The organism is Paraburkholderia hiiakae (assembly GCF_904848665.1).
Classification (GTDB): Bacteria; Pseudomonadota; Gammaproteobacteria; order Burkholderiales; family Burkholderiaceae; genus Paraburkholderia; species Paraburkholderia hiiakae.
Genome location: NZ_CAJHCQ010000031.1, coordinates 25522 through 45913, shown reverse-complemented (window position 1 = coordinate 45913; position 20392 = coordinate 25522). Strand labels below are relative to the sequence as shown.

Below are 20392 nucleotides of genomic sequence, written 5' to 3'. Positions count from 1 at the left end.
CTTATGGCGGGCCTTGCGTTTTGAATCCCGATGCCGGCCAGGCTCCAGCGCCCTGGCCGGCATCGCCATTTCGACAGGTCGCCACCATGGCTGTCAATTTCCCCTCGATTGATCCCGCTCAACTTCATCCGGTCGCCGGCGTGACGCTCGGCTGGGCGGAAGCCAACATCCGCAAGCCCAATCGCAAGGACGTCCTGGTGATTTCCGTCGACGAAGGCGCGAGCGTGGCCGGCGTATTCACGCTGAACCGCTTCTGCGCCGCGCCGGTGACGGTGTGCCGCGAGCATCTCGCGAAGGTGCGCGCAGGCGGCAAGGGCATTCGCGCGCTGGTGGTGAACACCGGCAATGCGAACGCGGGCACCGGCGAGCCGGGCATGAAGCACGCGCGTGAGACCTGCGATGAACTCGCGCGCCTCGCCGGCCTCGAGTCATCGCAGGTGCTGCCGTTCTCGACGGGCGTGATTCTCGAGCCGCTGCCCATCGACCGTCTGAAGGCAGGGCTGCCCGCTGCACTGGACAGCCGCAAGGCCGCAAACTGGTACGACGCCGCGCAGGCCATCATGACGACCGACACGCTGCCGAAGGCCGTGTCGCGTCAGGTCACGCTCGACGGCCACACGATCACGTTCACGGGCATCAGCAAGGGCGCGGGCATGATCAAGCCGAACATGGCGACCATGCTCGGCTTCCTCGCCTTCGATGCGAACGTCGCGCAACCCGTGCTCGACGAGCTCGTGAAGCACGTGGCCGACCGCTCGTTCAACTGCGTCACCATCGACGGCGATACCTCGACCAACGACTCATTCATCATGATCGCTTCGGGCAAGTCGAGCCTGCCCGCGATCACGTCGACGGATGCGCCCGCCTACGCCGCGCTACGCGACGCCGTGACGGCCGTCGCCCAGGAACTCTCGCAACTGATCGTGCGCGACGGCGAAGGCGCGACCAAGTTCATGACCGTGCAGGTGGAAGGTGGCAAGGACGTGGCCGAGTGCCGCCAGATTGCGTATGCAATCGGCCACTCGCCGCTCGTGAAGACGGCGTTCTACGCCTCGGACCCTAACCTCGGGCGTATCCTCGCCGCGATCGGCTATGCGGGCGTGACGGATCTCGACGTCGACAAAATCGACCTCTATCTCGACGACGTGCTCGTCGCCAAGGCGGGCGGCCGCAACCCGGCATACCGCGAAGAAGACGGCCAGCGCGTCATGAAGAAGAGCGAGATCCTGATTCGCGTGCTGCTTGGCCGCGGCGACGCGCAGGCCACGATCTGGACCTGCGACCTCTCGCACGACTACGTAAGCATCAACGCCGATTACCGCTCCTGATTCACGCCTTTATCACATGGACAAGCTCGAACAGTTTCTGACCCGCGCCGAAGCGCTGCTCGGCCGCCTCGAAGCCGTGCTGCCGCCGTCGGCACCCGATATTGACTGGAACGCGGCCGTCGCGTTTCGCTGGCGCAAGCGCCAGGGGCGCGGTTTCCTGCAGCCGGTGCCCGCGATCTCGCTGATCTCGCTCGACGACCTGCAGAACATCGACCGACAGAAAGATCTCATCGACCGCAACACGCGCCAGTTCGTGCAGAAGAAGCCGGCGAACAATGTGCTGCTCACCGGCGCGCGCGGTACCGGCAAGTCGTCGCTGATCAAGGCGTGCCTGAACGCGTACGCGCAGGACGGGCTGCGCCTGATCGAAGTCGATAAGGACGATCTGCATGACCTCGGCGATATCGTCGATCTGATCTCGACGCGCCCCGAGCGCTTCATCGTGTTCTGCGACGACCTCTCGTTCGAGGAAGGCGAATCGGGCTACAAGGCGTTGAAGGTGGCGCTGGACGGCTCGGTGGCCGCGCAGTCGGACAACGTGCTCATTTACGCGACCTCGAACCGCCGCCATCTGCTGCCTGAGTACATGAGCGACAACGAGACGTACAAGCACATGCCCGACGGCGAGATTCATCCGGGTGAAGTGGTGGAAGAGAAGATTTCGCTCTCCGAGCGCTTTGGCCTTTGGGTGAGCTTCTATCCGTTCAAGCAGGACGACTATCTGACGATCGTCGGCCACTGGCTGCGCCATTTCGGCTGCGACGACGCCGAAGTCGAATCGGCGCGCGGCGATGCACTCGTCTGGGCGCTGGAGCGCGGCTCGCGTTCGGGCCGCGTGGCATGGCAGTTCGCACGCGACTGGTCGGGCAAGAAGGCGCAAGAGGCATGAGCGCCGAAGGCAACGCCGCAAAGGACGCATCCGCAAACGCACGCCCCGTGACAGAAGTCGCGGTGGGCGTGCTGGTGCAGCCCGATGGCCGCTATCTGCTCGCGCAGCGCCCCGAAGGCAAACCGTATGCAGGCTACTGGGAGTTTCCGGGCGGCAAGCTGGAAGCGGGCGAAACGGTCGAAGCCGCGCTTGCGCGCGAGCTGCACGAGGAACTGGGCATCGACGTGAAGGCGTGCCACTTGTGGCACACGCTCGAGCACGATTATCCGCATGCCTATGTGCGGCTCTATTTCTGCAAGGTGACTGAGTGGACTGGCGAGCCGCATGGCCGTGAAGGTCAGGCGTTTGTCTGGCAGTCGTTGCCGGCGAGCGTCGAGCCGCTCTTGCCCGCGACGATTCCCGTGCTGGAGTGGCTGGCTGCGGAGTAACACTTTACGGGCCACTGCGATGCAAAAGGCCGCTGTGCGTGATGCACAGCGGCCTTTTTTGTTTGGCGCGCGTCGCGTCGCTTACAGGTACTTATTGGCGCGTATCCGTGGGCGGCGCCTCTTCAGGCGGCGTTTCGTCGTCGGCGCCGCCAATGCGGTACTTTTCGGCCGCCCATGCGCCGAGATCCATTTGCTTGCAACGCTCGGAGCAGAAAGGCCGGAAGCGGTTTTCCGGCACCCAGCGGACTTCTTTGCCGCAGGTCGGACATTTGACAACAGTGGTCATGCGATAGAACTTTGGTTGCGTTGGGTCTGGCGCGGCGCCGCGTTCGGTTTCAGAGGCTGCAGAGCGTAAGCTGGAACGGCACGTCCTGATCGACGGCTCGCGGACGCAGATCGCCATCCTGCACGGTGAAGCGCACCCAGAGCATGTACTTGTTGGCGCTCGCTTCGGGAATCATGCGCAATTCCGGTGCCACGCGTACTTGCATGAGCTGATACGCACGGCCCGACAGCATCTGCTGATAGCTGCCCTGCATGGCCATCACCTTCGACGCCTGGCCCGACTCGCGCGCGAGGCGCAGCACGATGGCGGCGGCGTCGCGCAGCGGCAGCAGCGGCGTGACCCACTTCGCGATGTCCTGACGACGTTGATCGGGATGCAACTGCTGCCACGCGTAATACGAAGGCAGATCGAACTTGCAGGTGCCGCCGGGAATGATCGCGCGGCTGCGGATGCTCGTGAGCCACTCATTGTCCATCAAATGCTGGCCCGTCTTGCCTTGCATCTGCGTGAGGCCGGCTAGCGTTTGCTCGATTTCGCCCAGCACGGTTTCGAGTGCATTCTGCTCGATGCCGGGGTTGCCGCGGAACGGCGCAAGCGTTTGACGCTGCCGCTCGAGTTCCTTCATGAGGTCCGACTTCAGGTCGGCGCGGCCTGCGACTTCGGCGATTTCGAAGAGCGTCGTGAGCGCGACGTGATGTTCCCTCGGATCCTCCTGGGTCAGGAAAAACGTGAAGCGCTCGAACAGGTCCTCGAGGCGCAGCAGCGTTCGGATTCGCTCGTTGAAGGGATACTCGTAAAGAATCAAGCGCGCTCGCCTCGGGCGTGGTAGGTGACGGATTGCAGGACATTCTAATGCCGTGGGACTACGGTCGCAATCGCGCCGGCTTGGCCCTGTGCCGATGTGTCCCGCTAATTTGCCCCGTGCGTTGTCCCGCGATGCGTTTTCGACTGGCGCGGCGAGCGTGAGTTTCTTGCGCGCGGGTGGTGCGCTTTACGCTTTACTGCCCTTTGCGGCAGCGAGCTTGAGATACGCCTGATGCAATCCGTCGACGTCCTGGCCGAGCGTTTCGAGCGTTGCCCCGTTGTCGTTGACCACCACGTTGTCGGCGGCCGCGAGGCGTGCCTCGCGCGTGGCCTGTCGCGCGATGATCGCGAGCACCTGCTCACGTGTGAAGCCGTTGCGGCGCATGACGCGGGCGATCTGGGTTTCCACACTGCAATCGACGGTAAGCACGCGATCGACGCGTGTCTTCCAGGTACCCGACTCCACGAGCAAGGGCACGACCACGATCACGTAAGGCCCGCTGGCCTCTCGCGTTTCGCGTTCGGTCTCGGAGCGGATCAGCGGATGGGTGATGGCCTCGAGCCGCTTGCGCGCGGCTTCGTCGCCGAACACGAGCGTACGCATGCGCGCGCGGTCCATCGAGCCGTCCGGCGCGACGAATTCGGGGCCGAATTCCACGGCGATCTGCGCCATCGCGACGCCATGCGGCGCGGTAATACGATGCGCGATGAGATCAGTGTCGACGATCGTCACGCCGCGCGCTGCAAAGCAATCCGCAACGGTGGACTTGCCGCTGCCGATGCCACCCGTCAATCCGACCGCGAACATTTGATCAGTTCCCCCACGCAAATACGCCATACAGCGGTGTGCCCGCAAACAATGTGATGAGCGCGCCTGCGGCCAGATACGGGCCGAACGGCAGCGGCTCCTCGAAACGCATGCGTCCCGTCAACGTAGCGATGATGCCGACGAGCGCGCCGGCCACGGCTGCGATCACGATGATCTGCGGCAGCGCGCTCCATCCAAGCCATGCGCCGAGCGCGGCGAGCAGCTTGAAGTCGCCGTGGCCCATGCCTTCTACGCCACGCAACAGCTTGAAGACCCAATAGACGCACCAGAGCGCCAGATAACCCGCGACCGCGCCAATCACGGCTTCGCGCAGCGTGACGAAGGTGCCCGCAAAGTTGACCAGGAGCCCGGCCCACAGCAGCGGCTGGGTGATCTCGTCGTGCAGCATCTGGTGTTCGAGGTCGATGGCGCTCGCGGCGATGAGCGTGGCGCACAGCACGAAGGCGGCGAGCGCCTTGCCCGTGGGCCCGAAAGCGAGCAATGCGCCGGCGGCGCAAGCCGCGCTTGTGATTTCGATGAGCGGATAGCGCACGCTCACGCGTGCATGACATTGGGAGCAGCGCCCGCGCAGCGCGACCCAACTGATCACCGGAATGTTTTCCCAGGCGCGCAAGACGTGGCCGCAGTGCGGGCACGCGCTGCGCGGGAGCCAGAGGTTGTAGCGCGCGGGCAGCCCGTCTTCTTCGAAGAGCGGGCCGGGTGTGCCGGTCGCTTCGGCCACATCGGCGCGCCACGCGCGCTCCAGCATGATGGGCAGCCGGTGCACGACCACGTTGAGAAAGCTGCCGATGACGAGCCCGAACGCAAAGGTAAAGCCCATGAGCACGCCGAAGGGCAGGCTGGCGATAGCGGCGGCGAGCGGCGTTGCTGTGTCTGGCGCGGAAAGTAGTTGGACGGGCATGAGACGGAACCGGAATCTGGCAGCGATGCTACACCACGTTGCCCAGTTGAATGATGGGAAGATACATCGCCACGACGAGGCCGCCGACCAGCGCGCCCAGCACGACAATCACGAGCGGCTCGCACAGGCTCGACACGAGCGCGATCTTTTCGTCGACCTGACGGTCGGCGAGCGAGGCCACATCGAGCAGCATGGCGTCGAGCGCGCCCGACTCTTCCGCGACCGCAACGGGTTGAACGACGTCGACCGGAAAACATCCCGCCGCGCGCATGGCTGCGGCGAGCCGCTCGCCGTGCCGCAGGCGCTCGCTGATGCCCGCGCTCGCTCGATCGAAGAATGCGTTGCCGCTCGCGTGTGCGAGCGAATCGAAGGCGTCGGCGAGCGGAGTGCCGGCGGCGAGCAGCGTGCCGAGTGCACGGCTCCAGCGCGCAGCGCACAGCGTGGTGAGCAGCGCGCCGCAAAGCGGGAGCTTCAGCATCGCGCCTCCGAACGCGATGCGCGCGGCTTCCGAGCGGCGTAAGCCTGCTTGCACGGCGAGCGCGCCGGTCGCAGTAGTGACGACGGCCGGCACGCTCCAACGTGCGGCGCCCGCTGAGAGCATCAGCACGAACTGCGTGGGCGCGGGCAGCGCGGCGCCGAAGCCGTCGAAGATCTGCTTGAACGTGGGCACGACCCAGACCAGCAGCGCCGCGGTAATGACGAATGCGAGCAGCAGCACCGCGACGGGGTAGGTGAGCGCAGCGCGCACTTTGGCGCGCTGCGCGGCGGCGCGCTCGCGGTCGTCGGCGAGGCGGGCGAGTATGGCGGCGAGCGCACCCGAGGCTTCGCCAACGGCAACGAGCTGGCAATAGAGCGCGTTGAAGCGCGCGGGATGCTGAGCGAGCGAGTCGGCAAAGCGCAGGCCGCTGGCGATGTCGCGCGCGAGCGCAGCGGCGATGCGCGGCATGCCGTGCGGCCCCGGCGAGAGCGCGAGCAGATCGAGCGCATTCGCAAGCGGCAGGCCGGCGCGCAGGAGGCTCGCGAGCTGGCGTGTAAAGCGCGTGACGTCCGCGTGGCTTGCCTTGGGCGCGCCTGCGTTCGACTTGCGCTCGATGGAGAGCACGGTGATGCGCTCGCGCTTGAGCGCGACGCGCACAGCGGTGGCGTCGAGCGCAATCACCGTGCCACGCTTCGCCGCGCCCGATGCATCGAGACCGCGCCATGCGAAGCGCCACTCGGATGGGCCGCGATGGGCGCTCATGGCGCTTCCGTTGCGGCGAGCGCTTCGTCAAGGCTCGTGGTGCCGTCACGCACGCGTGCGAGTGCGGCCTCGCGCAAGATCGCTACCCCGCTTCTGCGCGCTTCGCGGGCGATTTCGTGTGCGCCGCGCCCCGCGACGATCAGGTCGCGTATCGCCTCTGAGATCGGCAACACTTCGTGAATGCCCACGCGACCGCGATAGCCAATGCCGTGGCAAGCTTCGCAGCCGCGCGCAACATAAGGCTGCGTGATGTCACTGTCATGCGTGTTCAGTCCCGCCGCGATGAGCACCGCCTGCGAAGCTTCGCCGCGCACGCGGCATTGCGGACACAGCCGCCGCACGAGACGTTGCGCCGTGACGAGCCGCAGCGAGCCCGCCAGGTTGTACGGCTCGACACCGATGTCGACGAGCCGTGCGCAGGCCGCACTCGCGTCGTTCGTGTGCACGGTCGAGAGCACGAGATGGCCGGTCTGCGCGGCCTTCACGGCGACGCTAGCGGTTTCTTCGTCGCGAATTTCGCCGATCATGATGACGTCCGGGTCCTGGCGCAGCAGCGCGCGCAATGCCACCGCAAAAGTGAGCCCGGCCTTCTCGCGCACGTTGACCTGATTGATGCCGGCGAGCTGGATTTCGGCGGGGTCTTCCACCGAGCAGAGATTGTGCGCCGTGCCGTTGAGCCTCTGCAGGAAGCAGTAGAGCGAGAGCGTCTTGCCGCTGCCGGTGGGGCCGGTGACGAGGACGAGACCATGCGGCGCGCCGATCGCATCGGCAACCGTTCGCTGTTGAGCTTCATCGAGCCCGAGTTCGGAGAGAGAGAGGTCCGCGGGAAGCGCTTCGAGCCTACGCAACACGAGCTTTTCGCCGTGAAGCGTGGGCAGCGAATTCACGCGATAGTCCTCGGCGGCTTGCGACGTCGCGGAGGCTGCGAGCCGCAGCCTGCCGTCCTGCGGAATGCGCCGCTCGGCGATGTCCATGCGTGCGAGCACCTTGATGCGCGTGACGAACGCATCGCGCAGATGGGCGGGCGGTCTCGCCATTTCATGCAGCACGCCGTCGATGCGCAGACGCACGCGCCAGCCGTGTTCCATTGGCTCGATGTGCAGATCCGAGGCGTTGCGCCGCGCGGCTTCACGCAGCGTGTCGGATAGCAGGCGAACGGCCGGGGCGTCGTCGAGCTGCGGTGCAGAAACAGGCGCAGGTGTGCGTGCCGTTGACCCGCCGCCCATACCGCCTTCGGAAGGCACGGCGGCGAAGAGGCGCACACGATAAGGAGTAGAAAGCATCGACATGCCAGCGAGAAGCCGCCTCGAACAAATGACGCCTTTATCATGGCTTGCGGTGCACTGCGCCGCCACCTGGCCGAACGGCTAACGTCCCGGAAGCAGCTTCTTCGCCTTTTGCAACGTACCCTGCCGTGGCTTGGCGCCCGGCTTGAAGAGCTTGACCGTGCGCACGGCCTGGTCGTCGCTGCGCAGCACTTCGAGCTTCACGTCGCCGATCTGCAGGCACACGTCGCCCTCGGGAATCTCTTCGAGCACTTCGAGGATCAGGCCGTTGAGCGTCTTGGGACCGTCCGTAGGCAGCTTGATATGAAGCCAGCGATTGAGTTCGCGCAAAGGCATACTGCCTGGCACGATGCATTCGCCTTCTTCGTTCCAGCCGCCACGCCCGGTGCCGCTGCGCGGCATCGACGTGGTGAATTCGCCGATCAACTCCTCGATGATGTCCTCGGGCGTCACGAGCCCTTGCATCTCGCCGTACTCGTTCACGACGAGCGCGATGCGATGGCGGCTTTCCTGGAAGTACTGAAGTTGCTGGAACCCGGGCGTGCCCGTGGGCACGAAATACGGCTCGGTGAGCAGTTCGCGCAACGTCTCGCGCTCGAATTCCTGGTTGTGCAGCGCGGCCAGCGTCTTGCGCACATGCAGCACGCCGAGTACGCGATCGATGTCGCCTTGATAGACAATCAGCTTGTTGTGATAGCAGGTCTCGAGCTGATGCAGGATGTCTTCGAGAGGGGCGTCGTAGTCGAGCGCCTCGATGCGCCGGCGCGGAATCATCACGTCGTCGACGGTGATGTTCTCCAGATCGAACAGGTTCAGCAAGATGCTGCGGTGCTTGGTCGGCATGAAGCTGCCCGACTCGAGCACGATGGTGCGCAACTCCTCGGTGGAGAGCCGCTGGTCATGCGCCTTGTGCGTATTGATGTGCAGTATGCGCAAGATAGTGTTCGCGAACATGTTGACGAACCAGATGAGTGGCTTCGTCACACGCATGAGCGGTGCGATCAAGAGGCTCGCCGGCAGCGCGATTTTTTCCGGGAACGTTGCGCCCACAATCTTCGGCGTGATCTCCGCGAACACGATGATGAGAAACGCAACGATGCCGGTTGCGATCGAGAGCACGAGGTTATTGCGGCCGAAGGTATGGAGCGCGATCGAGGTCGTGAGGACCGGGATGATGGTGTTGAAGAGGTTGTTGCCGATCAGGATCACCGAAAGCAACAGGTCGGTGCGCGCGAGCAGCTTCTGGGTGGTCTTCGCGCCGAGCGTGCCGTGATTGGCGAGGTATTTGAGCCGATGGCGATTGAGCGCCATCATCGCCGTTTCGGAGATGGAGAAAAAGCTGGAGCAGATGAGCAGGACGAAGACGGCGCAAATCTGCGCCCATAAGGGAAGGTGGTCCACGCGTCGAGAAAATGAGGGGGGGGCGGATGGGGAAACTATAACAGAGGGGTCCTGCACTTCCGGGGCCACTGGCCGAACGGACAAGGCCTCTGCCGGCGCGCCCGCGCGTGTCCTCCCGCATAGAAGGTACAGGCGAAAAAAAACCGCGCAATGCATGCGCGGTTTTTCTTGAATTCTGGTCGGGGTGAGAGGATTCGAACCTCCGGCCTCTACGTCCCGAACGTAGCGCTCTACCAGGCTAAGCTACACCCCGAATTTACTGCTGGACTCCACAACTCGCTTCGTCTGCTTCAAGACTGGCGCGTCGTCGAGTAAGAACATAATTCTAGCAGGCTATCTTTGTAAATGGAAGGGGGGAACCCCGAAATCGCGTCCGCGGCGGCCTGCGCCTCGGCGCGCGCGCATTGCAGCGTGTGTTCGAGCGCGCCCGAGCGGGTAATTGCCGCGAAGATTTCGTCGAAGCGCGTCGTGCCGCCTTGCTCGATCGCTTCGCGCGCAAGCGCGGCTTCCGCAGCCGTGCCGTGCTCGATCAGCCAGATGAGCGGCAGCGTGGGCTTGCCTTCGCGCAGGTCGTCGCCGGCGTTCTTGCCCATCGATTCAGGCGTGCCCGTATAGTCGAGCCAGTCGTCCATGATCTGGAATGCCGTGCCGATGCGCCGCCCGTACTCGGCCGCAGCCTCCTCGGTCCGCGCATCCGCCCCCGAAAGCACCGCGCCAAGCTGCGCCGCAGCTTCGAAAAGCTTGGCGGTCTTGTAGCGGATCACCTGCATGTAGCGGTCGGTGTCCACGTCGGCGTCGTGCATGTTCAGGAGCTGCAGGACTTCACCCTCGGAGATGATCGTTGTGGCCGCCGAGAGAATTTCCATCACGCGCATCTTGCCGACGCCCACCATCATCTCGAACGAGCGCGAATACAGATAATCGCCCACCAGCACACTGGCGGCGTTGCCGAACAGCGCGTTGGCCGTCTGGCGGCCGCGCCGCAGGTCCGATTCGTCGACGACATCGTCGTGCAGGAGCGTAGCCGTGTGAATGAACTCGACGACCGCCGCGAGCACATGGCGCTCCGTGCCGCGTTCGCCGAGCGCGCCGGCCACCATCAGCAGGAGCGCCGGACGCAGCCGCTTGCCGCCTGCGCCGATGATGTACTCGGAGATCTGGTTGATCAGCATCACCTCGGACGCCAGGCTTTGCCGGATGACACGATTCACCTGCTCCATGTCACTGGCGATGGGGGCGAGCAGGGTGGCTGCGCTGGGGGATGGGGTGGCGGTGGACGACATGATGGCAAATATGGGTAGTGCCGCGGATTATAAGGCGAATCGACGGCATGCCGGACGCTCCACTGCCGTCCGGCTGATGGCGCCCTCTATTTTCAAGCCGCCCGGGCGGCCGCACGGATGTTGGCGCTGTGCCAATCGGATAGCCGCGGAGCCGTCTGGTGGGCTCCAGGCCCCTCGCACACACCCGCGCAACGGACTTGCATGCCTTTTGACCGCGCAGCTAACTCTATGTATAATCTAAGGTTTCGGGCGCGCAGTGTGCCTGAAAAGATTATCTAGAGTGAGGTTCTCAATGTACGCGGTCATAAAAACCGGCGGCAAGCAGTACAAAGTTGCCGTTGGCGAAAAACTTAAAGTAGAACAGATACCGGCTGACATTGACGCAGAAATCACGCTCGACCAGGTTCTCGCAGTGGGCGAAGGCGAATCGATTAAGTTCGGTACGCCGCTGGTCAGTGGGGCTTCCGTCAAGGCCACCGTTGTGTCGCAAGGCCGACACGCCAAAGTGACCATCTTCAAGATGCGTCGCCGGAAGCACTACCAGAAGCATGGCGGCCACCGCCAGAACTACACCGAACTGCGCATCGACGCGATCAACGCGTAAGCGCACGCAGGTAAAGGAGCAAACAAATGGCACACAAAAAGGCAGGCGGGTCGTCACGTAACGGCCGCGACTCAGAGTCGAAACGACTTGGCGTGAAGGTGTTCGGCGGTCAAGCTATTCTCGCAGGCGGCATCATCGTTCGCCAGCGCGGTACGCGTATGCACCCGGGCCTGAACGTCGGCATTGGCAAGGACCACACGCTCTACGCGCTGGTCGACGGCCACGTCTCGTTCTCGATCAAGGGCGCAGCCAACAAGCAACAGGTCAACGTCGTCCCGGCAGCGGCCTAAGCTTTAGACCGCTTGCGAGCGGGCTACACGCGACGCTAAGAAGGCCCCGCGAAGTTTGCGGGGCCTTTTTATTTACCTGTAGTCTTTCGGGGTCGTAACGGGCTTCCGATGGGCTTGGAGAGCGTCGTTGGCCGTTCAGCCAGGTTGGCCAGTTTCGGCCATGGCGGGCAAAATATCGACATTCACGGGACGGAGTAACTCATGAAGTTCATTGACGAAGCGAAGATCGAAGTCATCGCCGGCGATGGGGGCGATGGCAGCGCGTCGATGCGACGCGAGAAGTTCGTCCCGTTCGGCGGGCCGGACGGCGGTGACGGCGGGCGCGGCGGCAGCGTCTACGCAGTCGGGGACCGCAACATCAACACCCTCATCGATTACCGGTACACGAAAAAGCACCAGGCGCGTAACGGCGAGAACGGCCGTGGCTCGGACTGCTACGGCAAGGGCGGCGACGACATCACGCTGCGCATGCCGGTGGGCACGGTTATCACCGACCAGGACACGGGCGAACTGATCGCCGACCTGACCGAGCACGAGCAGCAGGTGATGGTTGCGAAAGGCGGCGCGGGTGGCCTCGGCAACCTGCATTTCAAGTCGTCCACGAACCGCGCGCCGCGTCAGAAGACCGACGGCAAGCCCGGCGAGCGCCGCATGCTCAAACTGGAACTGAAAGTGCTGGCCGACGTCGGCCTGCTCGGCATGCCGAACGCGGGCAAGTCCACGTTCATCGCCTCGGTGTCGAACGCGAAGCCCAAGATTGCCGACTACCCATTCACGACGCTTGCGCCGAATCTGGGCGTGGTGCGCGTGGGGCCGAGCAAGAGCTTCGTGATCGCCGATATTCCGGGCCTGATCGAAGGCGCCGCAGAAGGCGCGGGCCTCGGTCACCAGTTCCTGCGCCATCTGCAGCGCACGAACCTGCTGCTGCATCTGGTCGATCTCGCGCCGTTCGACGAAAGCGTCGATCCGGTTGCGGAGGCGAAGGCGATTGTCGGCGAGTTGCGCAAGTACGACGAGACGCTTTATGAAAAGCCGCGCTGGCTCGTGCTGAACAAGCTCGACATGGTGCCGGAGGACGAACGTGCCGAGCGCATTGCCGACTTCGTGAAGCGCTTCGAGTGGGAAGGTCCTGTGTTCGAGATCTCCGCGCTCACGGGGCAAGGCTGCGAAAACCTGTGTTACGCGGTGTACGACTACGTCTCCGCGCACTCGGACGCGCGCCGTGCTGAGGAAGCCGAAGACCTCGCATCAGACGTGCGCTTCCGTGAGGGGCAAGGCGGGAACGCGGAGCAGCCGCAGGAGTAATTCGCCGCACCGGCCGGCGCGCGATCCGCGCCGGCTGCGCCCAGGAAACTTCACGCGTCATCAGTCATTTGGGAGACCGCGCAGCATGCGTTCCGTCATCGCCGATTCGCGGCGTCTGGTAGTGAAAGTCGGTTCGAGCCTCGTCACCAACGACGGCCGCGGGCTCGATCATGCGGCAATCGGCCGCTGGGCCGCGCAGATTGCGGCGTTGCGCGCGCAGGGCAAGGAAGTCGTGCTCGTGAGTTCGGGCGCGATCGCCGAAGGCATGCAACGGCTCGGCTGGACGAAGCGACCGCGCGAGATCGACGAGCTTCAGGCCGCTGCGGCAGTCGGGCAGATGGGGCTTGCGCAGGTGTACGAGAGCCGCTTTGCCGAGCACGACATTCGCACCGCGCAAATCCTGCTCACGCACGCCGACCTGGCTGATCGCGAGCGCTATCTCAATGCGCGCTCCACGTTGCTCACGCTGCTGCGCCTGGGTGTCGTGCCGATCATCAACGAGAACGACACCGTGGTCACCGACGAAATCAAGTTCGGCGACAACGACACGCTCGGCGCGCTCGTCGCGAACCTGATCGAAGGCGATGCGCTCATCATCCTCACCGACCAGAGCGGCCTTTATACGGCCGATCCGCGCAAGGACCCGAGCGCAACGCTCGTGCAGGAAGCCGACGCAGGCAAGCTGGAGCTCGAGGCAATGGCGGGCGGCGCGGGGTCGAGCATCGGCCGTGGCGGCATGCTCACCAAGATCCTCGCTGCCAAACGCGCCGCGCACAGCGGCGCGAACACGGTGATCGCAAGCGGGCGCGAAGCGGAAGTGCTCGTGCGGCTCGCTGCGGGCGAGGCGATCGGCACGCAGCTCATCGCACGCACGGCGCGCATGGCGGCGCGCAAGCAGTGGATGGCCGACCATCTGCAGGTGCGCGGTCACGTCGTGATCGATGACGGCGCGGTGCAGAAGCTCACGGCAGACGGCAAGAGCCTGCTGCCGATCGGCGTGACCGGCGTGCAGGGGGCGTTTGCGCGCGGTGAAGTGATCGCTTGCCTGAACGGCGCGGGCGTGGAAGTGGCGCGCGGGCTCACCAACTACAGCAGCGCGGAAACGAAGCTGATCCAGCGCCATCCGAGCGGCGAGATCGAGGGCATCCTCGGTTATATGCTCGAGCCGGAGCTGATCCACCGCGACAATCTCGTGCTGGTTTGACGGCCGTTCCCAGCCAGCCGCGCATCGCCAAAAGTTAAAAAGCCGCTGTGGCCAAAGGCCGCAGCGGCTTTTTTCATGCGCATCACAGCGTGCAGTGGCGCGGCTTTTAACGCACCAGCGTCGACTGCGTGCGGCCGTAGCGCAGGTTCTCGATGAGGGTCGGCGCCTTCGCGATCGGCATCTTGTTGGCGCAGAAGTAGTCCTGATAAAGCCTCGACTGGTACGCATTGAGCGTGCCGTTCTCGATGCGCGACCAGTTGTTCGCGACGGTCTGGTCCCAGCCGTTGTGATCGGCGTCGAGGCTCGCGTAGAGGCGCCACTCGTAGGTGTCGCAGCGAATCCCTTCATAGTTCACGTTACGCGCGCCAGAGGGGCTCGTGATGACGATCGTGTAGCGCACGACGCCATCCGTGCCGACCGTGAGCGAAGCAGGGTCGATCGCGAACTTGAGCGGCGAATTGTTCGAGACGTCGAACGGCAGCAACGTCGCGCCGGCCTGCGGCAGCGGCGGCAAGCCTTCGAGTTTGTTTTCCTGCCATTCGCCCTTGCGGTCCAGAAGGTAGACAAACGCGCTGTCGTCCTTGTTCGTGGGACCGGAACTGGAGCACGCGGCCAGTCCTGACACAAGCAGTACACCGCCTGCGGCGCATGCCGCAGCAAGAGCAAATCGTTTCAAATTGGTTTTCCTCGAAGCACGGGCGCGCGTTAGGAACGAACTGCGCCGCGAATGCGAACCGGCGGGGCTCGGCGCGTAATGCGTCGGGCCCCGCCGGTTCGGGCGTTCTTTGCGTTGGCTCAAGCCCCTTGATCCTGCTCGTCCTGCGCAGGCTCGATGATACTCTGCGCCGACGCGCAATCGCTTTCGATCGGCGTACGCGGCATACGTTCGGGCGCGCATTCTGTTACGGCCTCGTACGGCTCCGCATGCACCGCGTCTGCGTGTGCCGACGTCACGATGCGCGGGTAACGCACCTCGTGAGCCTGCACGCCCAAGCGCTCCTGGCGCGGCGCGGGCCGGCGCAGGAAGCGCGAGAGCTCCGTCAGCGCGAGCTGATAGACGTCACGCTTGAACTCGATGACCGCTTCGAGCGGCACCCAGTATTCGTTCCACCGCCACGCATCGAACTCAGGATGCTCCGTTGCCCGCAGGCAGATATCGCAGTCGCGCCCGACCATACGCAGCAGAAACCAGATCTGTTTCTGGCCGCGATAATGACCGCGCACTTCGCGCTTGATGAACTTGTCCGGCACCTCATAACGCAACCAGTCGCGTGTGCGACCGACGATCTTGACGTGCTCCGGATGCAAACCGGTTTCTTCGTGCAACTCCCGAAACATTGCCTGCATGGGGGTTTCACCATACTTGATGCCCCCTTGCGGAAACTGCCAGGAATGTTCGCGAACCCGCTTGCCCCAAAACACCTCGTTTCGCGCGTTCAAGAGGATGATGCCGACGTTCGGGCGAAACCCCTCACGATCCAGCATACAACCACCTTCGAATCCTTTAAAATTGCTTTGATTATAAACAGATAACGGTCCTCACGCACCCGCCGTCCGGAAAGTTGAGCGAATGGCCGCGACCGCGCAAAACGGTCTAGGGGCGCGATCGGCTTCGAATCCGGCCGGCGTCATCGGCGCGGCAGTTGGCGCGTTGTCATAATGGCGGGTTCGTGAACTCCTCCGTTGGTCACTTCTTCGGGCGGTCTGCACCGGGCCGCCGCTTTTGGAAAATTTGAATGAAAGCCTCCCGTTTCTTTATCGGCACCCTGAAGGAAGCGCCCGCTGACGCGGAAATCGTCAGCCACAAGCTGATGGTCCGCGCGGGCATGATCCGTCGCATCGCTGGCGGCATTTACAACTATCTGCCGATTGGCCTGCGTTCGATCCGCAAGGTCGAACAGATCGTGCGCGAGGAAATGAACCGCGCCGGCGCAATCGAGCTGCTCATGCCGGCCGTGCAGCCGGCCGAACTGTGGCAGGAATCGGGTCGCTGGGAGAAATACGGGCCGGAACTGCTGCGCTTCAAGGACCGCAAGCAGAGCGACTTTGTGATGGGCCCGACGCACGAAGAGGTCGTCACCGACATCGCGCGTGGCCAGATCAAGAGCTATCGCCAGTTGCCGGTGAACTTCTATCAGGTGCAGACGAAGTTCCGCGACGAAATCCGTCCCCGTTTCGGCGTGATGCGCGGGCGCGAATTCATCATGAAGGACGCGTATTCGTTCGATAAGGACGTCGAAGGTCTCAAGCTCTCGTACCAGAAGATGTACGACGCTTACGTGCGCATCTTCACGCGTCTTGGCTTGCAGTTCCGCGCGGTCGCGGCCGACAACGGTTCGATCGGCGGCAGTGGCTCGCACGAGTTCCACGTGATCGCGGAAACGGGCGAGGACGATATCGCTTACTGCCCGACCTCGGAATTCGCAGCCAACGTCGAGGCCGCCGAAGCGCTGCCGCTCATCGCGCAGCGCGGCGCACCCACGCAAGCGCTCACGAAAACGCCTACGCCGGGCGCGGCCAAGTGCGAGGCAGTGGCTGAGCTGCTCGGCATTGCGCTCGAAAGCACGATCAAGTCGATCATCCTCGCGACGGACAACGAAGGCGCCGAGCCGACCATCTGGCTGCTGATGCTGCGCGGTGACCACGATCTGAACGAGATCAAGGTCGGCAAGCTCGAAGGCCTGAGCGGCTTTCGCTTCGCTACCGAAGCGGAAATCGTCGAGTGGTTCGGCACGCCGCCGGGTTACCTCGGTCCGCTCAACACGAAGAAGCCGGTCAAGGTGATCGCCGACCGCACGGTCGCGAACATGAGCGACTTCGTGGTGGGCACGAATGAAGTCGACTTCCACACCACGGGCGTGAACTGGGGCCGCGACCTGCCGGAGCCGGTCGTCGCCGATATCCGCAACGTGAAGAAAGGCGATGCGTCGCCGGACGGCAAAGGTGTGATCGACATCTGCCGCGGCATCGAAGTAGGCCACGTGTTCCAGCTCGGCACGAAATACTCGGAAGCGATGAACGCCACGTTCCTCGCCGAAAACGGCAAGCCCGCGCCGATGCAGATGGGCTGCTACGGCATCGGCATCACGCGTATTCTCGGTGCAGCCATCGAGCAGAACTTCGACGACAAGGGCATCATCTGGCCTGAGTCGATCGCGCCGTTCCAGGTCGTCGTGTGTCCGATGGGCATGGACCGCAGCGAGCTTGTGCGCGAGCACGCCGAGCGCGTCTACAACGAACTCGTCGAAGCGGGCGTGGACGTGATCCTCGACGACCGCGGCGAGCGCCCGGGCGTGATGTTCGCCGACTGGGAGCTGATCGGCGTGCCGCATCGTCTCGTGATCGGCGAGCGCGGCTTGAAGGACGGCAAGATCGAGTACCAGGGGCGCCGCGACACCGAAGCGACGCTGCTGCCCGCCGATGAGGCTGCGCAGACGGTGGCGCAGAAGATCCGCGCGGCGCTTGCGGTTTAACGACGATCCATCACGGTTAAAGGAGCGCTGCGAACGTGGAGTACAGTTTTCTGTCCGCTACGGTTCTGCTGCTCCTCATCACCGACCCGCTCGGTAACATTCCGCTCTTCATCACTTGCCTGCGCGGCGTTGCCCAGCAGCGCCGCGCGATCGTGATCCTGCGCGAGGTCGCGATTGCGTTCGTGATTCTGCTCATCTTCATGGTTGCGGGCAACAGCTTCCTGCGCATGATGGGGCTCACGGACACGTCGCTGCGTATCGGCGGCGGCATCGTGCTGTTCCTCATCGCGCTGCGCATGATCTTTCCGCATCCGGGCGGCCCGTTCGGCGGCGCCGACAAGGGCGGCGAGCCGCTCATCGTGCCGCTCGCCATTCCCGCACTCGCGGGGCCTTCGGCGCTCGCCACGGTCATGCTGCTCACCTCGCAGGCGCCTGGCAAACTGTATGAATGGGTGGCGGCGCTCGTCGTGACGATGGTGATCTGCGCGATCGTGCTCGTGATGGCGGAGCGCATCCAGCAGTGGCTGGGCGAGCGTGTAGTGACGGCCTTCGAGCGGCTGATGGGCCTCGTGCTCGTGGCGATATCGGTGGAGATGATCCTCGCGGGCATCGCTACCTTTGTGCATCACCTCTGACGCTGCATGCAGCGAGCGTCGCAGGCAATAAAAAAGCAGCCCGCGGGCTGCTTTTTTCATGGCGCTTCAGAACGTCGACGCGCGCTTCACGCGCCTTCGGTCAGCGCACGGATGGTCGGCAGATTGCGCCAGTAACCCTTGGCGTCCATGCCGCAGCCGAACACGTAGCGGTCCGGCACCGAAAACCCGCAGTAATCGGGATGCAGCGGCTTGGCCTTCGTGAGGGTCTTCTCGCACAGCACGGCCGAGAGGAAACGCTTCGCGCCCATGTCCATGATGCGGTCGCGAATCGCGGCCATGGTCTCGCCTTCGTCGAGGATGTCGTCGAGCACGAGCACCACGCGGTCTTTCACCGACTCGCGCGGCGCCACACGCCATTGCATCTCGGCGCTACCCTTGATGGCGTTGCGGTAGCGCGTGAGGTGGATATAGTCGAATTCGAGCGGGAAGTCGAGGTGCGGCAGGAGCATGCCGGTGAACACGGCGGCGCCGCCCATCACCGACAGCACGAGCGGGAAGTCCTCGTTGATCTCGGCGCGGATGGCTTCGGCCATCCGGCCGATCGACGCATTGACGTCGCCCTCCGAAACGATCTCTTCGGAGTGGCGGAAAATGTGCAGGGCTTCTTCGCGATTCATGACTCTGGCGGGAAGGTGGCTGTAGCTATTGAAGTGTGGAAAATAACGGCGGCGCGCGCTACAGCATAAACCCGCGCATTTGGTCCGTCGCGCGCCGCGTCGAGTGGGGCCGCCGTGCGCGCGATGTGCGCAGCGCGGCCCGCAGGATCAGCGCATGCCGGGCATCATGCCCTTCATGCCGCGCATCATCTTTTGCAGATTGCCGCCCTTCAACTTCTTCATCATGGTGCGCATCTGGTCGTACTGGTTGAGCATGCGGTTCACTTCCTGAACCTGCACGCCCGCGCCCGCCGCGATGCGGCGCTTGCGCGTGGCCTTGATGAGTTCGGGCTTGGCGCGCTCGGCGGGCGTCATCGAGTTGATGATGCCTTCCATGCGGCGCATCTGCTTCTCGGCCTGGCCCATGTCGGCGCCTGAGGCGGCCTGCTGGAACTGGGCGGGCAGCTTGTCCATGAGCGACGACAGGCCGCCCATGTTCTTCATCTGCGAGAGCTGCGCGCGGAAGTCGTTGAGGTCGAAGTCGCCGCCCTTCTTGACCTTGTCGGCGAGCTTTTGCGCGGCCTGCACGTCCACGCCGCGCTGCGCTTCCTCGACGAGCGCGAGAATGTCGCCCATGCCGAGAATACGGTTCGCCATGCGGTCCGGGTGGAACACCTCAAGGCCGTCGAGCTTTTCCGCGACGCCGACGAACTTGATCGGCTTGCCCGTGATGTGGCGCACGGAGAGCGCCGCACCACCGCGCGAGTCGCCGTCGAGCTTGGTGAGCACGACGCCGGTGAGCGGCAGGGCGTCATTGAACGCCTTCGCGGTATTGACCGCGTCCTGGCCGAGCATCGCGTCGACCACGAACAGCGTTTCAGCCGGCTTGAGCGACGCGTGCAGCGCGGTGATCTCGTTCATCATCGCCTCGTCGATGCCGAGGCGGCCGGCCGTGTCGACGAGCAGCACGTCGTGATAGTGGCGCTTGGCCCAATCGACCGCGGCGGCAGCGATCTCGACGGGCTTCTGGTCCGGCTGCGAGGGGAAGAAGTCGGCGCCGACCTGTTCCGTCACCGTCTTCAACTGCGCGATAGCGGCCGGGCGGTAGACGTCGCACGAAACGGTGAGGACCTTCTTCTTGTACTTCTCGCGCAGGAGCTTGGCGAGCTTGCCGACCGTGGTGGTTTTACCCGCGCCCTGCAGGCCCGCCATGAGGATGACGGCAGGCGGCGTGACGGCTAGATCGAGTTCGGCGGCCTTGCCTTCGTAGTCGCCGCCGATCACGGCGGTCAGTTCGCGCTGCACCACGCCGACGAGCGCCTGGCCTGGCGAGAGGCTGGCGATCACTTCCTCGCCGAGCGCCTTTTCCTTCACCTTGGCGATGAATTCGCGCACGACGGGCAGCGCCACGTCCGCTTCGAGCAGCGCGAGACGCACCTCGCGCAGCATTTCCTGCGTATTGGCTTCGGTCAGCCGGGCTTCGCCGCGCAGCGTCTTGACGACGCGCGCCATCCGTTGAGTGAGATTGTCGAGCATGGGGAGGCGGTGAGCAGTGCGGCCCGGCCCGCGCGCGCCAAACGGGAAAGCGC

General features: G+C 64.2%; 21 protein-coding genes and 1 tRNA gene. 9 read left to right on the top strand and 13 right to left on the bottom strand.

What is annotated here, in order from left to right; translation table 11 throughout:
• The first annotated feature begins 86 nt into the window (after window positions 1-86).
• The 3 genes from argJ to mutT are packed head-to-tail and all read left to right on the top strand — an operon-like array spanning window position 87 to window position 2645.
• Window positions 87-1328: a bifunctional glutamate N-acetyltransferase/amino-acid acetyltransferase ArgJ gene (gene argJ / locus JMY28_RS35930; RefSeq protein WP_201700635.1), complete on the top strand. Its 1242-nt coding sequence runs from the start codon at window positions 87-89 to the stop codon at window positions 1326-1328.
• Window positions 1329-1344: 16 nt separating this feature from the next.
• Window positions 1345-2217 (top strand): ATP-binding protein, encoded by an 873-nt coding sequence (locus tag JMY28_RS35925; protein ID WP_201700634.1) that lies wholly within the window; start codon window positions 1345-1347, stop codon window positions 2215-2217.
• Window positions 2214-2645: an 8-oxo-dGTP diphosphatase MutT gene (gene mutT, locus JMY28_RS35920; protein WP_201700633.1), complete on the top strand. Its 432-nt coding sequence runs from the start codon at window positions 2214-2216 to the stop codon at window positions 2643-2645. Before JMY28_RS35925 ends, mutT begins: the two co-directional genes overlap by 4 nt.
• Before the next feature lie 91 nt (window positions 2646-2736).
• Here mutT and JMY28_RS35915 read toward each other — a convergent pair whose 3' ends face one another.
• From JMY28_RS35915 to JMY28_RS35875, 9 genes are all read right to left on the bottom strand, one after another.
• Window positions 2737-2931 carry a DNA gyrase inhibitor YacG gene (locus JMY28_RS35915; protein WP_201700632.1) on the bottom strand — a complete coding sequence of 65 codons (195 nt, stop codon included), beginning with the start codon at window positions 2929-2931 and terminating at the stop codon, window positions 2737-2739.
• 49 nt (window positions 2932-2980) lie between these two features.
• Complete coding sequence (gene zapD, locus JMY28_RS35910) at window positions 2981-3736, bottom strand: cell division protein ZapD (protein ID WP_028207804.1); 756 nt, start codon at window positions 3734-3736, stop codon at window positions 2981-2983.
• A gap of 186 nt (window positions 3737-3922) precedes the next feature.
• Window positions 3923-4543 carry a dephospho-CoA kinase gene (coaE, locus tag JMY28_RS35905; RefSeq protein ID WP_201700631.1) on the bottom strand — a complete coding sequence of 207 codons (621 nt, stop codon included), beginning with the start codon at window positions 4541-4543 and terminating at the stop codon, window positions 3923-3925.
• Window positions 4544-4547: 4 nt separating this feature from the next.
• Window positions 4548-5465 (bottom strand): prepilin peptidase, encoded by a 918-nt coding sequence (locus tag JMY28_RS35900; protein ID WP_201700630.1) that lies wholly within the window; start codon window positions 5463-5465, stop codon window positions 4548-4550.
• Window positions 5466-5493: 28 nt separating this feature from the next.
• Window positions 5494-6705 (bottom strand): type II secretion system F family protein, encoded by a 1212-nt coding sequence (locus JMY28_RS35895; RefSeq protein ID WP_201700629.1) that lies wholly within the window; start codon window positions 6703-6705, stop codon window positions 5494-5496.
• Window positions 6702-7931 (bottom strand): GspE/PulE family protein, encoded by a 1230-nt coding sequence (locus tag JMY28_RS35890; RefSeq protein WP_201700655.1) that lies wholly within the window; start codon window positions 7929-7931, stop codon window positions 6702-6704. The genes JMY28_RS35895 and JMY28_RS35890 overlap by 4 nt, the downstream gene beginning before the upstream one ends.
• A 141-nt stretch (window positions 7932-8072) precedes the next feature.
• Window positions 8073-9392, bottom strand: coding sequence for an HlyC/CorC family transporter (locus JMY28_RS35885; RefSeq protein WP_201700628.1), 1320 nt, complete (start codon window positions 9390-9392; stop codon window positions 8073-8075).
• Between the two features lie 176 nt (window positions 9393-9568).
• A tRNA-Pro gene (locus JMY28_RS35880) sits at window positions 9569-9645 on the bottom strand.
• A 37-nt stretch (window positions 9646-9682) separates the two neighbouring features.
• Window positions 9683-10675 (bottom strand): polyprenyl synthetase family protein, encoded by a 993-nt coding sequence (locus tag JMY28_RS35875; protein ID WP_201700627.1) that lies wholly within the window; start codon window positions 10673-10675, stop codon window positions 9683-9685.
• A 292-nt stretch (window positions 10676-10967) separates the two neighbouring features.
• On the opposite strand from JMY28_RS35875, the gene rplU reads away from it, so the two are divergent.
• From rplU to proB, 4 genes are all read left to right on the top strand, one after another.
• Complete coding sequence (rplU, locus tag JMY28_RS35870) at window positions 10968-11279, top strand: 50S ribosomal protein L21 (RefSeq protein WP_007180329.1); 312 nt, start codon at window positions 10968-10970, stop codon at window positions 11277-11279.
• Between the two features lie 26 nt (window positions 11280-11305).
• Window positions 11306-11569: a 50S ribosomal protein L27 gene (gene rpmA, locus JMY28_RS35865; protein ID WP_158758669.1), complete on the top strand. Its 264-nt coding sequence runs from the start codon at window positions 11306-11308 to the stop codon at window positions 11567-11569.
• A gap of 201 nt (window positions 11570-11770) precedes the next feature.
• The gene (gene cgtA / locus JMY28_RS35860; RefSeq protein WP_201700626.1) at window positions 11771-12874 is read left to right on the top strand and encodes an Obg family GTPase CgtA; all 1104 of its coding nucleotides are present in this window, start codon (window positions 11771-11773) and stop codon (window positions 12872-12874) included.
• 85 nt (window positions 12875-12959) lie between these two features.
• Complete coding sequence (gene proB / locus JMY28_RS35855) at window positions 12960-14078, top strand: glutamate 5-kinase (protein WP_201700625.1); 1119 nt, start codon at window positions 12960-12962, stop codon at window positions 14076-14078.
• A 106-nt stretch (window positions 14079-14184) separates the two neighbouring features.
• On the opposite strand, the gene JMY28_RS35850 is transcribed toward proB, so the two are convergent.
• A complete protein-coding gene (locus tag JMY28_RS35850) occupies window positions 14185-14754 on the bottom strand; it encodes a CNP1-like family protein (protein ID WP_236597198.1) in 570 nt (189 codons plus the stop codon).
• A gap of 119 nt (window positions 14755-14873) precedes the next feature.
• Window positions 14874-15563: an RNA pyrophosphohydrolase gene (locus tag JMY28_RS35845; protein WP_201700623.1), complete on the bottom strand. Its 690-nt coding sequence runs from the start codon at window positions 15561-15563 to the stop codon at window positions 14874-14876.
• A gap of 251 nt (window positions 15564-15814) precedes the next feature.
• Here JMY28_RS35845 and JMY28_RS35840 point away from each other — a divergent pair, with 251 nt between their 5' ends.
• Both JMY28_RS35840 and JMY28_RS35835 read left to right on the top strand, forming a co-directional pair.
• Window positions 15815-17551, top strand: coding sequence for a proline--tRNA ligase (locus tag JMY28_RS35840; protein ID WP_201700622.1), 1737 nt, complete (start codon window positions 15815-15817; stop codon window positions 17549-17551).
• A gap of 35 nt (window positions 17552-17586) precedes the next feature.
• Window positions 17587-18186 carry a MarC family protein gene (locus JMY28_RS35835; RefSeq protein WP_201700621.1) on the top strand — a complete coding sequence of 200 codons (600 nt, stop codon included), beginning with the start codon at window positions 17587-17589 and terminating at the stop codon, window positions 18184-18186.
• Window positions 18187-18272: 86 nt separating this feature from the next.
• Here the strand turns inward: JMY28_RS35835 and JMY28_RS35830 are convergent, their stop codons facing one another.
• Both JMY28_RS35830 and ffh read right to left on the bottom strand, forming a co-directional pair.
• Window positions 18273-18824, bottom strand: a complete 552-nt coding sequence (locus JMY28_RS35830; RefSeq protein WP_201700620.1) for a hypoxanthine-guanine phosphoribosyltransferase — start codon at window positions 18822-18824, stop codon at window positions 18273-18275.
• Window positions 18825-18971: 147 nt separating this feature from the next.
• Window positions 18972-20339 carry a signal recognition particle protein gene (gene ffh, locus JMY28_RS35825; RefSeq protein ID WP_201700619.1) on the bottom strand — a complete coding sequence of 456 codons (1368 nt, stop codon included), beginning with the start codon at window positions 20337-20339 and terminating at the stop codon, window positions 18972-18974.
• Between the last annotated feature and the right edge of the window lie 53 nt (window positions 20340-20392).

Excerpts from the sequence above, each read along its gene's own strand:
- argJ (WP_201700635.1), top strand. The coding sequence starts at position 87 with ATGGCTGTCAATTTCCCCTCGATTGATCCCGCTCAACTTCATCCGGTC.
- JMY28_RS35925 (WP_201700634.1), top strand. The coding sequence starts at position 1,345 with ATGGACAAGCTCGAACAGTTTCTGACCCGCGCCGAAGCGCTGCTCGGC.
- mutT (WP_201700633.1), top strand. The coding sequence starts at position 2,214 with ATGAGCGCCGAAGGCAACGCCGCAAAGGACGCATCCGCAAACGCACGC.
- JMY28_RS35915 (WP_201700632.1), bottom strand. The coding sequence starts at position 2,931 with ATGACCACTGTTGTCAAATGTCCGACCTGCGGCAAAGAAGTCCGCTGG.
- coaE (WP_201700631.1), bottom strand. The coding sequence starts at position 4,543 with ATGTTCGCGGTCGGATTGACGGGTGGCATCGGCAGCGGCAAGTCCACC.
- JMY28_RS35900 (WP_201700630.1), bottom strand. The coding sequence starts at position 5,465 with ATGCCCGTCCAACTACTTTCCGCGCCAGACACAGCAACGCCGCTCGCC.
- JMY28_RS35895 (WP_201700629.1), bottom strand. The coding sequence starts at position 6,705 with ATGAGCGCCCATCGCGGCCCATCCGAGTGGCGCTTCGCATGGCGCGGT.
- JMY28_RS35890 (WP_201700655.1), bottom strand. The coding sequence starts at position 7,931 with ATGGGCGGCGGGTCAACGGCACGCACACCTGCGCCTGTTTCTGCACCG.
- JMY28_RS35875 (WP_201700627.1), bottom strand. The coding sequence starts at position 10,675 with ATGTCGTCCACCGCCACCCCATCCCCCAGCGCAGCCACCCTGCTCGCC.
- rplU (WP_007180329.1), top strand. The coding sequence starts at position 10,968 with ATGTACGCGGTCATAAAAACCGGCGGCAAGCAGTACAAAGTTGCCGTT.
- rpmA (WP_158758669.1), top strand. The coding sequence starts at position 11,306 with ATGGCACACAAAAAGGCAGGCGGGTCGTCACGTAACGGCCGCGACTCA.
- cgtA (WP_201700626.1), top strand. The coding sequence starts at position 11,771 with ATGAAGTTCATTGACGAAGCGAAGATCGAAGTCATCGCCGGCGATGGG.
- proB (WP_201700625.1), top strand. The coding sequence starts at position 12,960 with ATGCGTTCCGTCATCGCCGATTCGCGGCGTCTGGTAGTGAAAGTCGGT.
- JMY28_RS35845 (WP_201700623.1), bottom strand. The coding sequence starts at position 15,563 with ATGCTGGATCGTGAGGGGTTTCGCCCGAACGTCGGCATCATCCTCTTG.
- JMY28_RS35840 (WP_201700622.1), top strand. The coding sequence starts at position 15,815 with ATGAAAGCCTCCCGTTTCTTTATCGGCACCCTGAAGGAAGCGCCCGCT.
- JMY28_RS35830 (WP_201700620.1), bottom strand. The coding sequence starts at position 18,824 with ATGAATCGCGAAGAAGCCCTGCACATTTTCCGCCACTCCGAAGAGATC.
- ffh (WP_201700619.1), bottom strand. The coding sequence starts at position 20,339 with ATGCTCGACAATCTCACTCAACGGATGGCGCGCGTCGTCAAGACGCTG.